Source organism: Bacillus sp. S10(2024), assembly GCF_050473865.1.
In the GTDB taxonomy this organism is placed as follows: Bacteria; Bacillota; Bacilli; order Bacillales; family Bacillaceae_G; genus Bacillus_A.
On the sequence record NZ_JBFLUR010000002.1, the window covers coordinates 2,758,621 to 2,774,774 of the forward strand.

Genomic DNA, 16,154 nt, shown 5'->3' on the forward strand with positions numbered 1-16,154 from the left:
AGATTATACCCTATTAGGTATGTTGTAAACACTTTTTTAGAATCAAGTCCTGTCAACATTGACAGGACTTGATTCCTATTCATGTGCAACGTGGTTTGGTAGAGCTGTCCCATACAGCTTAAAACCACCATCAACATTCTTTACTTTATACCCATTTTCCATTAAAATACGCGCCGCTACATATCCTCTCATGCCTAGTTGACACGTAATATAAATTTCTTGATCGGTTGGAATTTCATGCAAACGATCACGCAATTCATCTAATGGAATATTTACAGATCCTTTAATAATGCCTTGCTTTAATTCGTTCGGCTCACGAACATCAATTAAATATCCACCTTTTTCCATGATGTCATCAATTTCATGCCATTGCACGATATCAACAAGTCCTTCAATAATATTGCTTGCTGCATACCCCACCATATTTACAGGATCTTTAGCAGAAGAATACGGCGGAGCGTATGACAATTCTAAATCAGGTAAATCCATTACCTTCAATTTTCCTTTCATTGCGGTTGCAATGACATCGATTCGTTTGTCTACACCACCCCGGCCTACAGCTTGCGCTCCGTAAATTTCTCCCGTTTCTTTATTAAAGATGAGCTTTAATAAAACTGGATACGCATTTGGATAATAGCCAGCATGAGAATTCGCTTGTACGTGAACTACCTCATAAGGCAAATCTAAACGTTGTAATACTTTTTCATTCACCCCTGTTGAAGCTACTGTTAATTCAAACACTTTTGCAATGGATGTCCCCATCGTTCCTTTATATATAGAATCTGCATGGCCATGAATAATATCTGCTAATAGACGACCTTGACGATTTGCCGGCGATGCAAGTGGAATCATTGTTTCTGTTTCCGTAACAAAATCTTTTACTTCAATCGCATCTCCAATCGCATAAATAGATGGATCAGAAGTTTGCAGCGTTTCATTTACTTTAATCGTATTTCGAACTCCTAGTTCCAATCCTGCCTCTTTTGCCAAGCTACTTTCCGGCTCTACACCGATAGAAAGAATGATCATATCTGTATGAATTTTTGTACCGCTTTTCAGACGAATAACCGTGCCGGCTTCTTCAAAAGCTTCTACCCCATCTTCTAAAATGAGCTGAACGCCATGTTTTGTCATATGCTCATGTACGTATGCAGCCATTTCATAATCAATCGGCGGCATGACTTGATTGTTCATTTCCACAAGTGTTACATCAAGGCCTCTTTCTCTCAAATTTTCCGCCATTTCAACACCGATAAAGCCTCCACCAATTACAGTCGCACGGTGCGGCTTATTTTCATCAATATACCCTTTTATACGATCTGTATCCGGTACATTTCGTAATGTAAATAACGCTTTCGCCGCTTCAATTCCTGGAATTGGTGGAACTATCGGCTTAGAACCTGGTGAAAGAATTAAAACATCATAAGATTCTTCGTACGTTTCATTGGTAACTACATTTTTCACCACGATTGTTTTCTCTTCTTTATTAATTTTGATTACTTCACTTAAAATACGAATATCTAAGTTAAAGCGTTTGGACATTTTCTCTACTGTTTGCACTAACAACTTTTGTCTTTCTTGAATCACTCCGCCAATATAATATGGCAGTCCGCAGTTTGCAAATGAAATATACTCTCCGCGCTCAAACATAATAATCTCATCCTCTTCACTTAAACGACGCAGACGTGCTGCAACTGATGCTCCACCAGCAACTCCGCCAACTACAACAATTTTTCTACTCATTCTTTTCCTCCTTACTTATACCCGTATAGGTATATAATAAGCATAAAAAAACAATAGCGCAACATTTTAAACTTACTATCTCTCTTTGTTCACAAAATCGAAACAACTAAATAATCTTAATTTTTGTAACATTCTGTTCACATCCCGTTCATATTCTTATTTTAAAATCTTCTTGAAAATAAAAAGAGGAGGTTATATATGTGATCCATAAACTTGCTCGCTTCATCAGTAGTCCGAAGGGTGCCAAAATCGTGTTAATCGCTTGGATTCTTGCTATTGGCGTTTTAAGTTTTCTTGCACCAGGAGCCAAAAAGTACGTAACAAGCAGTGGTGAAGGAAGCATTCATGAAGATACGCCGTCTGCTGTAGCGCAAAAGATAGTAGACGAACAATTTCCATCCAAAGATGGCGCAGTCGCCCTCCTTGTTTTTCATGGAAAAAGCGCAATCACTGAGGCCGAGCGTGCAAAAATCTCAGAAATTAGCAAATGGCTTTCCTCAGATGATAAGCCCAAAAATGTCGCAAGTGCCTTACCATTTCATAAGCTTCCAAAAGCCACACAAGATAAAATGTTCTCCAAAGATAACACAACCATTCTTTTAAATGTTGCCCTGACAAAAGGTTTAGAATCAGATCAAATTTATGAGACATTGGATCAAATTCGAAACCATGTAAAACAAATGGATATCGGTGACTTAAAGCTTGAGATTACAGGTCCAGCTGGAATTGCAGCAGATACGATTACGCTGTTCAAAAATGCTGACTTCGTATTAATGTTTGCGACAATCGGATTAATTCTCATTATATTAATCATTATTTATCGCTCTCCTTTGCTTGCTATCATTCCCTTACTCATTGCCGGTATCGTATATGAAGTAGTCGATCGCATTTTAGGATTGGCAGGTCAAAACGGATGGTTCGTTGTTGAAAAACAAGCTCTTTCCATTATGATGATTCTGCTTTTTGCTGTTTTGACGGATTATTGTTTATTCATCTTAGCTCGCTATAAAGAAGAGTTAAAAAAGACGAGTTCGAAGTACGATGCGATGCAAGCTGCATTAACGCAAGTCATGGAACCGATTCTCTTCAGCGGCGGAACAGTGCTGGTCGCGATGCTTACATTGTTCTTTGCTGTTTTTAATGCATATCATAACTTTGCCCCAGTATTTTCAGTTGCTATGGTGTTCATTCTGCTTGGAGGCATCACACTTATTCCCGCCTTATTTGCCCTCATAGGCCGAAAAGCATTTTGGCCTTTCATTCCAAAAGTAGCCGAAAAAGAAGAAAAGCTGGGCGGCTTCTGGACAAATGTAGGCACTTTTGTAAAGAAAAAGCCTTCCATTACAGCAAGTATACTGTTAATCATGCTCATTCTTGCTTCGTTGAACGTTGGATCTATGAAATATTCATTTAATTTAATGAAATCATTTCCGAATGATATTTCATCGCGGCAAGGTTTTGAAATTTTAGAGAAAAACTTTCCACCAGGACAATTAGCACCTGTGACTGTCATTTTAAAATCAGACAAAGAAATTGTACTGGATCAAGCCTTTCTTGATAAATTAGCTTCATTATCAAGCGAAATGAAAAAACTAGATGGGGTAAACACCGTCACACCAGAAATCACTTCCGCATTCGCGGCACCCAATGCGAACTCGCCAAAAAATTTCTTATCGGAAGAAAAACATGCCATCAAACTGCAATTGACTTTACAAGACAACCCTTACGACCAAGCAGCTTTAAATACAATCAGTCTACTACGAGAAAACAGTAACAGTTTGTTAACGCAGAGCGGCTTTGATTCCCAGCAATATTCCTTGCATTATAGCGGGCAAACACCGCAGCAATTAGATGTGCAATCTTTAAACGAAAAAGATACGATTGTGACGTTCTCGCTCATTTCCCTTTTTATTCTCATTATGCTCGCATACCAATCACGATCTATCATTATCGCGTTCACAATGATGATAACCATGTTACTTTCGTATTCAGCAACGCTAGGACTAGGTTGGATGATCTTTCATTATATTTTAGGCTACGACTCAATTAGCTATCGTCTACCTGTCTACACCTTTGTATTTCTCATTGCATTAGGGGTCGACTACAATATTATGCTCGTATCCCGAATCAAAGAAGAGGCACAAAAATATGAATGGAAAGAAGCTGTAGCACGCGGAGTTGCTTTAACAGGAGGCGTCATTTCATCAGCTGGTATTATACTCGCAGCTACATTCGGCGTACTCATTACCCAACCACTTCAAGAGCTCTTTCTGTTCGGTTTGACAATGACAATGGGAATTTTAATTGATACGTTTCTTGTTCGTGGTATGCTGCTCCCTTCAATTTTGATTTTTTTCAAACCAAGCCGTTCGAAACAGATTTCTTCACTTCCAACAGATTTAAAATAATTGTTCAAAACGAAAAGTGTGCGACCTGGCACACCTTTCATTTTCATAAAGTCGATACTGCCCGAAATAGAAATGTAAACGGAAGTAGATTAGGTCTTTCGATTATAAAAAAATTATTGATCTTCATGGCGGAGCAATCACAGTAGATAGTGAACTTGGAAAAGAAACGACATTTTCTATTTACCTTCCGTAAACAAGAAGTGGCAAAATAACCTGCACAATATACAGAAATCAAAAAGAAGATAATCCTCTATATAATAGAGAGTTATCTTCTTTTTCTCTTTTAATGGCCTTTTTCAATGCCCTGGCAAGTGGCGAAAAAAATCCCTGAGCTTCTATATAAGTCCATGTTAATTTTCCAACAGATAAGTCATTGCTATGAAGCGTAAACAGTGATGTGCTACTTGTTTGCTCGCTTTATTTTAACATTGCTTGTGGCAAAAAAAGGCCCTGACCGCTCCAAGGACGGCCAGATGCTCTTTTCCACCAAAAAGAAAGAAGCTTTTTAAGCCGTTTTTTCATTTTTATGGTTCATCACCGTAACATGCGGTTGATTTTTCTAAAAGGAATCACGGAACGGAGAGTGGCGACTCCTGCGGGAATAGCAAGGAAAGTGAGACCCCGCAGGCTTGCCGAGGAGGCTCGCTCTCGCCCGCGGAAGGCGTCCACTCGGAGTGAAGTTTACATCTTATATGTTTCCCATCGGCTTTTGGTGACGAACTATTTTTATTTACCTATAAACTGCAGACTCGTCTTTTGTAACTTTCTGTTCATATTCCGTTCATATTTCTTCTTTATGATAAGAGCATAGAACGAAACAAGGAGGAACGAACCCAATGTTTTTAGCACTTAAAGAATTAAAACAATCGAAATTACGTTACGGATTAATCGGTACAATCATGATGTTATTATCATTTCTTGTACTTATCATATCAGGTCTAGCAAATGGTTTATCTCATGATAATGCCTCTTCTATTATTGAAATGAAAGCAAATAAATTTATCCTATCAGATGATGCGGATGGTAAATTGTTACGCTCGCAAATTAAGAAAGAAGATGTCGATAAAGTATTGGCACAAGTTGATGCAAAAGATGCAGTTCCAATGCATATTAAAGTATCAACATTCGAAAAAGAAGGAACTTCAAATAAAGTTGATGTTGCTATTTTCTCAAGCAAACAAGATTCATTCATCGCTCCAAAAGTAATTGAAGGAAAAAATGGTACACTAGCAGACAATGAAGTTGTCGCTGATGAATCAATTAAAGAAAAAGGAATCAAACTTGGGGATCAACTAGTAGATCCTATTTCTAAAAAAACTTTCAAAGTTGTCGGATTCTCGCAAAATCAAATGTTTAGTCATTCACCTGTTGTTCACATGAATGAAAATGTATGGGACGCTATCGCACTGCCAAATCAAAAAGATTACAGTGTAATCGCTCTAAATACTGATAAAAAAATCGATAATGCAAAAGTTGTTGATAAAAAAGAAGTACTACAAAGTATTCCAGGTTATAAAGAAGAACAAGGAACATTAACAATGATTATCACGTTCTTACTTGTCATTTCAGCATTGTTAATTGGTGTATTCTTCTATGTCATTACATTACAAAAAACACATCAATTAGGTGTATTAAAAGCAATCGGAACGAAAAACTCATATTTAGCAAATACGTTAGTTGTACAATCTATCGTCTTAACTGGCGTTGCTCTTATCATCGGCATTGGCTTAATCTTTGCGGTAGAAGCTATTTTACCAGCGAGTATGCCGTTCTTATTAACAACAACAACAATCTTGCAATATACAGGTGCCTTTATTGTAATTAGTATACTGGGTACATTAATTTCTCTATATCAAGTATTAAAAGTAGATGCATTAGAAGCAATCGGAGGTGGCATGTAATGGTAACGGAAGTAAAATGGGATAACCCAACGTCATTATTAAAGCTTGATCAAGTAAGCAAAACATACGGCCAAGGTGAAACAGAAGTAACTGCCCTGCATCCAATTACGTTAGATGTAAAAGAAGGCGAGTTTATCGGTATTGTTGGTCCGTCTGGTTCAGGGAAAAGTACATTACTTTCCATTGCGGGTGCACTGCTCTCTCCTTCAAAAGGAAACATTTATGTTTCAGGTCAAAATATAACAAGCTTATCAGAAAAAGAAATGACCGATATTCGCTTACGAAAAATCGGATTTATATTCCAATTTGCAAACCTCGTACCTTTCTTAACGGTGAAAGAACAACTTCTGTATATCGCTAAGTTAAAAGGAGAAGATAAAAAAGAAGCAAGTAAGCTTGCGGAACAATTACTGAAAACATTTGGATTAGGACATCGTATGAATCATCATCCAAATCAACTTTCAGGCGGTGAAAAACAACGTGTAGCTATCGCTCGTGCGTTTATGAATGATCCAGATTTAATTTTAGCGGACGAACCTACTGCTAGTCTTGATTCAAAACGTGCAAGAGAAGTCGTTGAATTAATGAAGCAAGAAGTGAAGAAAAATAAAAAAGCAGCAATTATGATTACACACGATGAAAAAATGCTTGATGTATGCGATCGAATTTTAACACTTCGCGATGGAAAATTATTACGAGAAAACGAAGTGTAAATCACAATAAATATAAAAGCTTTCTTATCCCTATTTCCATAGGGAATAAGAAAGTTTTTTCTTTATTCACAAGTACCTCTTCATTTTTTGTTTACAACATAATACAATTTAAATATAATAATTACGCCAATTTTATATGTAATATTGCGTTCATATTCTATTCATAATTCTCATGTAACATGATTGATATAAGGAACATGACAGTTAGAAAGGAATGATGAACGTGTTAGCATCTGCTATTGCATGTATTACAGCTGCACTCATTTTTTATACAATTGGCGTATGGAGTGAAAAATTCCAAAAGACATTAAAACCTTGGCATGTCATCATTTTTTGGCTTGGCCTCGTATGTGATACGCTCGGAACGACATTAATGGAAAAAATGGCAGACGCAGGTTCCCTATTCAGTTTCCATGGAATCACAGGCTTAGCAGCCATTTTACTAATGTTATTCCATGCTGTTTGGGCAACAATTGTGTTAAGCAAAAAAGATACAAAAATGATGACAACATTCCACAAGCTAAGTATTATCGTCTGGTTCATTTGGCTAATCCCATATATTTCTGGCCTTATATACGGAATGACAAACCACTAATAATCGCAGTCTACTATCCAAAAATAAACATTGCTAATGCTACCTAGGAGGTATATGATGAAAAAGTTATATAATGCAGCATTCACTTATTTAATTATCGGTCTATTATCAGGCGTATTCGCGAGAGAATATTCAAAAGCGCAAGGAATTCAAGGTACTACATCGCTATACAAGTTGCACACACATGTGCTAGTTCTTGGATTTATATTCTTCTTGCTTGCCTTTGCTCTATCAAAATCATTTGCATTCCATGAGGCAAAAAGTTTTAACATGTGGTTCATCGTCTATAATGTAGGATTAGTTTTAACAATTGGTTCAATGGCGACCCGCGGACTTCTTCAACTCAATGGAGCTGATTTTAAAGGATTAAGTCACATTGCCGGAACGTCTCATACAATCATGGGTGCCGCTCTCGTTTGGTTTATGATTCTATTAAAAAAATCGTTCAAAGGATAAAAGGAGGTCAAACATGAGCTTAGCTGTTTTATCAAGTATTATTGCTCTTTGTATGGCTGTTGGAATGATGTTTCTTCGCTTAAAATCAGCAAAGAAACCTGTAACACTGAAAAAAATTATACTCCCGCCATTTTTTATGAGTACGGGCGCATGCATGTACTTCTTACCAGAATTTCGCTTAACATCAACTGAAATTCTAGAAGCAGTTATTGTTGGTTTATTTTTCTCTATTTTTCTTATTAAAACATCAAAATTTGAAATACGCGGAAAAGACATCTATTTAATACCTTCTAAAGCATTTATCTTTATTTTAGTCGGTTTACTCGTTGTCCGCCTCGGTATGAAAGAATATTTAAGTCAATCAATTGATTTAGGACAATTAAGTGGTATGTTCTTCTTACTTGCTTTTGCAATGATCGTCTCTTGGAGAATTGGCATGTACCGTTCGTTTATAAGATTACAAAAAGAAATGAATTTTGCAACTAAGAGTGTTTAATCCTATTAAAAAGTCTGATATTTTTTATCGGGCTTTTTTTATATCTCTCCACTCCATCTTAAAAATTAGAAGTCTGTTTTTCTTCCACTACATCATAATCTACTTTCTGCACTTTTGAAGCACTTGATTTTTCAAATGCATTTTGCAATCCTACTAACATCAAATTAGCCGCAACGACTGTCAAAGAGAAAAAGACAATTGGAACGAGAGCAATCCAAGGATGAATGGAAAGCATATGAAACTTATCCCCAATTAACCCAGACCATTCAAATGATAACGTCTGCGGAGGTTCTTTTGCAGGACTGTGGTCAATAACTGTTCCACCAAAGAACATCTTCAATACTCCTAAATGCGCCAAAACGAGAAGGACTTTATTGAATTGCTGCACTAATAAGATGACTAACGTAGCACGAAGCTGCGGGAATATATGTTTACGTAAAATGTGAAACTTTGATCCGCCTAATACAGCGGCAGCTTCCACAAACTCTGTTGTGAATAGTTTTTTCACTTCATTCGCTACATAAAAAGACGTTGTAGGAAGCGCAAGAATAGTAAGAATAAACATTTCAAAAAGAGCACGTTGATAAAAAGGCTGCTGAAATCCATCTATCGGCATCGACATCACATTTACTAATAAGAAGTACGCAATAATCGTCAGCGGCATAATCGTAAAACTATCAAAAAACGATTCAATCTTACTGCTCCAGCTTTTTAGAAACGTACCAATTCCGACGCCAAACACAATTGCAAATCCGACCTGCAACATGGCAATACAAGCCGATAAACCAATGGTGAACTTTGCACCTTGTATAATGACATGGAGTAAATCATACCCATGCATATCAGTACCTAGTAAAAACTGAGTAGATGGGGGAAATGGCGGCGCTCCAATCAAGTTCCCGTTCTCATAAAGAGCTGTCACTTGCCTAATTTGACCATCATTGAAGATTGTATTCGCAATACTAGCAAGTACAAGTATGACTAAAAACAAGAAACTAAACAGAAACTGCTTTTCCCGTACAAGATGTTTGATCACCTACACTTCCTCCCCTCTCATAACAGCAGGTATAAATAGATCATACGCTTTGTAAATAATGAAAAACGGAATGTATAACAATAAAAGCGTCACAACAAACACTTCTGGAAACGGATATTTCAAAACAAAATACACAATGCCAGGAACATTAAACAAATATTCAACCATCAACAAATTGGAAAACATAAACCATACAATCATCTTGGAATAATGAAACATCGTAAACAACACATTGCGGAGCACATGATGACGAAATATGTGATAGAAATTTAAGCCTTTTGCACGAGCATAAGCAATATAATCTTTTTGCAACTCTGCTTCTACTTGCAGCAAGAAAATACGAGTTAACATAATCGTAGGGGGAATACTCAAACAAACAACAGGCATCAAAATGGACTTCTCCTGCCATGTCGTGGCAATATTAAACACCATAATATTCGTTTTTTGAAATAACCAAAGTACCAAAATTTGAAAACACATAATGATAAACAAATCAGGTACTGATTCTAATATAACCAACACAAACTTCATTCTCTTCAATTTCTCATAGAAAAAACGAATAATCAGATAGGTAAAACAAAAAGCACATACAATCGAAATGAAAAGTGACAGCATAAATAACCACAAAGACTGCCAATAAAACTCAAAAACTTGCGGAAATATCGGCCGTAAACTTTTCCCATATGTCAAATGAGAAAAATCTAATAGCTTTTTACATAAGCCCCCAAGAGCTTTGAAATAATTACTTATATCAATTTCCATTCCTTTAAACAAACTTGGTAGTGAACTTAAACAAAGAATACCTGCGACAGCTAGAATGAGTTGTGTGATTGCTGTGGTTACTTTTTGAATTGTGATTGTTTTCATAACGCCCTTCCCTTCCATTTTTCTTTTTCTCTTTCTATCACTCCTAAAATACGAAATATTCAATTATTTATAATTATAATTCCCCTTTGTTACTTAATAAGCTTTTCAATATAGTATTACTTATACGAAGATACTCATTAGCTAATGAAGGATCACTTTTTTCATAATAAGAAGCAATCTTCTCTGCATATTCTGAAGCCGTTTTTAATCGACTACGCTTCCTCATAACGGGTACACCACACTTAATTAAATAGTCAATTAAAGACTCTTCTTCTCCTAATGCCTGTAGATACAGTACATTTAACCACACATATTCAGGACTTTCTTTGTTTTCAAAAATATAAAGTTCTTCTTTTAACATTTCAACTACTTTTTCAAACTCTTTCATTTCCACAAGAATTTGTGCAATATTTCCTAATGTTAAGTAATAGCCCTCTGTATATTTTTGTTTTAACTGCAATGATTTATAATAATAATCCAATGCTTTTTCTTTCTTCTTCTGAGAATAATACAAAAAGCCTAGATTATGCAAAGTCCTTGCGGTTTCTGACACATCTTGTATCAATTCAGCATCGTCTAGCATCTCAAATAAGATTGCTTCAGCTGCCATATATTCACCTGTTCTAGAAAGATGAATTGCAATAATCGTTTTAACATGAAATGTACGATAAATATTACTCGCTTCTTGAAATACTTTTAAAGCTTTATATCCGAAATGAATAGCTAAAGCAGAATGATTCAACCTACTATGCACTAACGCTTTATAATAATAATATTCTTTTATTTTATCGCCATAAATTTCAACCGATTCACTAATACCATTTAATACTTTTAATGAGGTCGTAAACTCCTTCCTTTTAAAATAATATATAGCATATAAAAAATCTGATAAATACCTTTCATATTGGGAAAATTTCCTTTTATACTTGTTAATGCTTTCAAGCCTTTTTTCAACCTCACCCAATTGATCTAAAAACAAATAGTATCGTAATTCACATAATTCATATAAAAAAATATACTTTGTGCAACTTATATACTCTTTGTGACTGTTCAAAAAGTTGTATAAAGAGTTTGCCTTTCCTTTGTTTAACCGTTCTATCGCATCATAAAAACCATCTATTTTCTTTTGAAAATCTTGAATCTTTTTCTCTTCCTCTTCAATGGATATTCCTAATCGCTCACATAATAATTTTAAAGTATCTAGATTTGCTTCTTTTGAGTTATTCTCTATTTTGCTTAAATGTGTAACTGAACATATTCCCTTGCACAATTGTTCTTGTGTTTTACTCTGTTTTTTTCGGTGGTAATAAATAATTTTCCCAATACCCATGCGCCTCTTCCCTTTCCAATATTTCCTATGTAAAATTTTATCAAATTTTTACTGAATATTAAATAAAATATAAGATTTCACAAAAAAGGAAGGTACCACTAATTGTACCTTCTCTTCTTTTTCATTAATTGATAGTGTGGCTTTATCCACATTCTTCTACTATCTATAAAACTGTTATGCTTAATTATAAAGCCTTTAAGAATTATATAGTTCCATAACTTTCTCCACTACAAGCTCAGCAGTATTCTCTTCTGGAGGCATCCATAAATTTGTAACTGGTCCATACACTACCGGATTGAGTTCTACTTCATATCCTCCATATGCATATTCTTCTTTTGTAGGTAAATAACCAACATAACCGTTCGTATAACCGCCAAAAAAGGCAAGTTCGTTATTCAATTTTTCTTTAATCTCTAGAGCTGTTTCTGAAAATGGCTCCATTGGTATTCCAGAAAATGAACCTTCATTAATTTGAAGTAACTGAATTTCTAAGTCAATTGTTAGCCGTCTTATATTTCGTTTATATTTATCTAACATGATCGTAAGCCATTGGTCAGTATTTACACCCCAATGTTTTTCAGCCAATTGTGCCATCTGCTTTATTCCATCAAGTTCAGGAATATCTTTTAATTTCATTGGTAATGTGCTTGAAATAGTTTTCAACTTTGAAATTGAATTGTACGTAATTGTTGGCAACATCGTTAAGACATTTCCACTTACTACGTAAGCCATTTGTTGTAATGCTTCCATTGAACCACGATATTTTGCATTCACATTTCCCGCGGCCCCTTGAACAATTGCTACAGGACAGTTAAGTGTTCTTTCAAGGATCTCCCTTGTCAAACCTGGGTAATCGGCTGATAATTTATCACTATCTCCCTTTAAAACATTTGGATGAGCCGTGCAAAATACAATGATTCCAGTTAAATCCTTTGTTTGATCGTTTCTAATTGCTAGAACACCGATCCGTTTATCCACAACTCCATTTACATCAGCACCCATTTTTGCTTTGCCATCAGGTGTTTTCTCTCTTCGATTTATCCCTATTTCCCCTAATGTTACGTTCCACCCAACTTCAGATGCTTGCATATTGTCATTTGCGATAACCGCGGCTCTTACTACATTAGTGATGAGAGTTGTTTTATAAGACATTATTAACTCATCATCGCCAACTGTTTCGGGGCCAGAATGCGTATGAGTATACACAACCATTATGTTTTCTAATGGAATATTCAACTCATTTGCGATTTGTTCCCGAATTGTTACTGTATCTTCAATTAGCATCCCGATGTTATCAATACTTATAAATACAGTATTTGTTTGATGGCTTTCAAACACATATGCTGTTGCATAAATGTGTTCATCAATATTACGAATTCCTGTTTCTCTATGGTATCCGATGAAGTCGATACCTAGAGGAGGCGTAATATCTATCTTATATATTCCTACTTTACTCATTTGAATCTCTCCAGTTATTTATGTAATTGGTTATTTCGTTCAATTAAACTGCCCTGAATTTGCTTCTGCTTCTTGAAGTTGTTTGTATTGAATCAAATGTTCATTACCTTTTCAATTTTACTATAATATTCTTCTTTAGAAATATTATAGACCCAACTGTTCACTACCTTATCTCCTAATTGCCTTAAGGTGATATCATGATTGAAATTATAATTAAATCCATATTTAATTACAGAAATGATATGAAAGTAATTGATTATAAAAAGCAGTCGACTACCGGCTGCTTTTTATGTAAAATTTATTTTTATCATACGATCACATAGAGGACACAAAAATATTATATTCTGATACGTGTAACGGAAGGAAGCAATGATAACTTAGAGACCATTTTACCTAAGGAGTGATTATAATGGCGCGTGTTTTATTTATAAATGGGGGATCTGAAGGACATATCAATCCAACAATCGGAGTTGTACAAGAGCTTATTTCACGCGGGGAGGAAGTAGTGTACTTCACAATAGAAGCTTTTCGAGAACGTATTGAAAAGACGGGAGCTACTGTACGAACATTTGACGATCAAAAATTTTTAAAAGCATTTATCTCAGGCGGAAGAGATTATTTATCTGAAAGAATTAACGGTCTTTTACATACGGCGGATATTGTGATACCTAGCGTTCTTGAACAGATTCAGGGAGAACATTTTGATTACATCATTCACGATTCTATGTTTGGTTGTGGGCATTTACTTTCCCAAATTCTAAAGCTCCCTGCAATTAATTCGTGTACATCTTTTGCTCATACTGAACTATCATTTGAAAGAACGTTAGAACATCTTTCACAAAAAATCCCAATAGAAATTGCGAAAAGGATACATAGTGAATTTCAAAACCTGACAACAAAAATTAAAGAGAAATATGGTGTTGAAATCAGTTCTCCTTATGAAGTTTTCTGTAACCCTGCACCACTTACAATCGTTTATACAACTAAGGAGTTTCAACCTTCTGGAGAAACATTTGACCAAACATACAAATTTGTAGGTCCATCCCTTTCTTCACGATTAACGCAAGAAAACTTCGACCTTACTACAATCAAGGAAAAAAGCCCAATTTACATTTCACTTGGTACTGTCTTTAACCAAGCAATTGATTTTTATAAGCTTTGTTTTAAGGCATTTGAGAACACTGATCATACCGTTGTCATGTCGATTGGACAAAAAGTTCAAATATCTAATTTAGGAGATATTCCAAAAAACTTTATTGTTAAAAATTATGTTCCACAAACCGAAGTGTTAAAATACGCTACATTATTTATCACGCACGGTGGAATGAACAGTACCCATGAAGGTCTCTATTACGGTGTTCCGCTAATTGTAATCCCACAAAGTGCGGATCAACCTATTGTTGCTGGGCGCGTTGCCAATATCGGAGCAGGTATCAATTTAAGTATGAACAGTCTAACAGCTGACCAGCTCCGTGAAACTGCGAACCAAGTATTACACAATCCTTCTTTCCTAAAAGAAGTTGGCAACATTAGCGAATCCTTTCAAAAATCAGGCGGATATCGCCAGGCTGTTGATGAGATTTTCGAATTTAAGAGGAAATATGATATGTAAATGCTTTTCTTATACACTGCCAATGAAAAAAGCCGCTGATTCCAGCGGCCCTCACACATACTTCCGATGCACCATCTTCCCATCATAAGAAAACACAACATTCTTATTCTCCACAATCGACTCCATATGCACCGTTCTTCCCCATAATTGATAAATGTACGGCAACACTTTCTCTAAATATTTCAAATCGAGCTCAATTCCTTCATAACAATGCTTAATATACAATTCGCCGTTCTTTAAATGGTCTCCATCTTCAACAACTAAATATGGAAATCCACCATTTGTTCTCATATTCACGAGCTGATCGCGAACATTTTCCCATTCTTTATCGATGACTTTATAATCTTTTCCTTGGCGCTGGAATAAGTACATATCTTCGCGCATGACAAGTTCTTTGTTTAAGTAATTTCTAAGGAATGATACGTCCCATTCAATTTCGCGCACTTCAAAGATTTTTTCTCTTCCTGAGTTTGGTTTTACGCCTTGGCGTACCATTTCTTCTGTCGGGTTGTTGTAGCGTTCTTCGATGTCTTCGAAAACTTTAATACCTAGGTAATACGGATTAATGCTTGTTTTTGATGGCTGCACAACTCCTGCATTTAATTTTGCGAATTCGATTGCTTCGTCTGAGCTTAAGTCCATTTCGCGGAGGATGCGTTGATGCCAATACGAAGCCCAGCCTTCGTTCATGATTTTCGTTTCAAGCTGCGGCCAGAAGTACAGCATTTCCTCACGCATCATCGTTAAAATATCGCGCTGCCATTCTTCTAGTTCGCGGCTGTATTGTTCAATAAAGAGAAGTAAGTCTTTTTCTGGTTGCGGTGGAATTTTTCTTTTCTTCCGTGCATTAGGCAATTCGCGTTTCTTATTTCGATTTTCTAAGTTCCATAAATCATCGTATGGCGTAGGTGTCTTTTTTATCGTTTCTTCCTCGTCTTGATCATCTGCACTCCACGACAGCTTTGGTCTCATAAGTGAAGGGTCAATATGCTCTTGAATAGCCAACACTGCATCTAAAAACGTTTCGACTTCTGCTTTTCCGTATTTATGCTCATAATTTTTCACTCTCTCTGCCGTTGCCGACATACTTTCGACCATATCTCGTTTTGTGTTAGAGAATCGAATATTATTTTTAAAGAAGTCACAATGCGCTAATACGTGAGCGACAATCAGTTTATTTTGAATGAGTGAGTTTGTATCTAATAAAAAGGCATAGCACGGATTCGAGTTAATAACGAGCTCGTATATTTTACTCAGCCCTAAATCATAGTGAAGTTTCATCTTATAAAATTGTTTTCCAAAACTCCAATGCGAAAAACGCGTTGGCATCCCGTACGCACCGAATGTATAAATAATGTCTGCTGGACAAATTTCATAACGCATCGGATAAAAATCTAATCCAAACCCTGTGGCGATTTCTGTAATTTCCGCAATTGCATATTGCAACACTTTATCCTCACTGCTTCTCATCTCTTTTCCCTCCTTACACATTCCCTTATGAAAGTGTATGAATAGAAACAAGCTTTCATGAGGATAAAA

13 protein-coding genes are annotated in these 16,154 nt (G+C 35.9%); 7 read left to right on the forward strand and 6 right to left on the reverse strand.

Annotated elements, in window-relative coordinates; translation table 11 throughout:
• Positions 1–75: 75 nt before the first annotated feature.
• On the reverse strand, positions 76–1,743 hold the full coding sequence (gene cdr / locus AB1280_RS14090) for a CoA-disulfide reductase (protein WP_429756214.1): 1,668 nt from the start codon (positions 1,741–1,743) through the stop codon (positions 76–78).
• 200 nt (positions 1,744–1,943) lie between these two features.
• Here cdr and AB1280_RS14095 point away from each other — a divergent pair, with 200 nt between their 5' ends.
• The 6 genes from AB1280_RS14095 to AB1280_RS14120 all read left to right on the forward strand — a co-directional run bounded on the left by AB1280_RS14095 (position 1,944) and on the right by AB1280_RS14120 (position 8,312).
• Positions 1,944–4,151, forward strand: a complete 2,208-nt coding sequence (locus tag AB1280_RS14095) for an MMPL family transporter (protein WP_429756215.1) — start codon at positions 1,944–1,946, stop codon at positions 4,149–4,151.
• Between the two features lie 836 nt (positions 4,152–4,987).
• A complete protein-coding gene (locus AB1280_RS14100; RefSeq protein WP_272190264.1) occupies positions 4,988–6,052 on the forward strand; it encodes an ABC transporter permease in 1,065 nt (354 codons plus the stop codon).
• Entirely contained in the window at positions 6,052–6,765 is a 714-nt protein-coding gene (locus AB1280_RS14105; RefSeq protein WP_272190263.1) for an ABC transporter ATP-binding protein, read from the forward strand. The genes AB1280_RS14100 and AB1280_RS14105 overlap by 1 nt, the downstream gene beginning before the upstream one ends.
• 223 nt (positions 6,766–6,988) lie before the next feature.
• Positions 6,989–7,360 carry an HsmA family protein gene (locus AB1280_RS14110; protein ID WP_429756216.1) on the forward strand — a complete coding sequence of 124 codons (372 nt, stop codon included), beginning with the start codon at positions 6,989–6,991 and terminating at the stop codon, positions 7,358–7,360.
• A gap of 57 nt (positions 7,361–7,417) precedes the next feature.
• Positions 7,418–7,816 carry a DUF2871 domain-containing protein gene (locus AB1280_RS14115; protein WP_272190261.1) on the forward strand — a complete coding sequence of 133 codons (399 nt, stop codon included), beginning with the start codon at positions 7,418–7,420 and terminating at the stop codon, positions 7,814–7,816.
• A gap of 13 nt (positions 7,817–7,829) precedes the next feature.
• Positions 7,830–8,312, forward strand: a complete 483-nt coding sequence (locus AB1280_RS14120) for a CcdC family protein (protein ID WP_272190260.1) — start codon at positions 7,830–7,832, stop codon at positions 8,310–8,312.
• Positions 8,313–8,370: 58 nt separating this feature from the next.
• Here AB1280_RS14120 and AB1280_RS14125 read toward each other — a convergent pair whose 3' ends face one another.
• The 4 genes from AB1280_RS14125 to AB1280_RS14140 form a co-directional block, all read right to left on the reverse strand.
• A complete protein-coding gene (locus AB1280_RS14125) occupies positions 8,371–9,348 on the reverse strand; it encodes an ABC transporter permease (RefSeq protein WP_429756217.1) in 978 nt (325 codons plus the stop codon).
• Positions 9,349–10,215 carry an ABC transporter permease subunit gene (locus AB1280_RS14130; protein WP_429756218.1) on the reverse strand — a complete coding sequence of 289 codons (867 nt, stop codon included), beginning with the start codon at positions 10,213–10,215 and terminating at the stop codon, positions 9,349–9,351.
• A 73-nt stretch (positions 10,216–10,288) separates the two neighbouring features.
• Positions 10,289–11,545, reverse strand: a complete 1,257-nt coding sequence (locus AB1280_RS14135) for a tetratricopeptide repeat protein (RefSeq protein WP_429756219.1) — start codon at positions 11,543–11,545, stop codon at positions 10,289–10,291.
• Positions 11,546–11,740: 195 nt separating this feature from the next.
• Positions 11,741–13,003 carry a neutral/alkaline non-lysosomal ceramidase N-terminal domain-containing protein gene (locus AB1280_RS14140; RefSeq protein ID WP_429756220.1) on the reverse strand — a complete coding sequence of 421 codons (1,263 nt, stop codon included), beginning with the start codon at positions 13,001–13,003 and terminating at the stop codon, positions 11,741–11,743.
• A gap of 409 nt (positions 13,004–13,412) precedes the next feature.
• Between AB1280_RS14140 and AB1280_RS14145 the strand changes: the two genes are divergently transcribed.
• On the forward strand, positions 13,413–14,615 hold the full coding sequence (locus AB1280_RS14145) for a macrolide family glycosyltransferase (protein WP_429756221.1): 1,203 nt from the start codon (positions 13,413–13,415) through the stop codon (positions 14,613–14,615).
• A gap of 51 nt (positions 14,616–14,666) precedes the next feature.
• Here the strand turns inward: AB1280_RS14145 and AB1280_RS14150 are convergent, their stop codons facing one another.
• Positions 14,667–16,085 carry a SpoVR family protein gene (locus AB1280_RS14150; protein WP_429756222.1) on the reverse strand — a complete coding sequence of 473 codons (1,419 nt, stop codon included), beginning with the start codon at positions 16,083–16,085 and terminating at the stop codon, positions 14,667–14,669.
• Positions 16,086–16,154 lie beyond the last annotated feature (69 nt).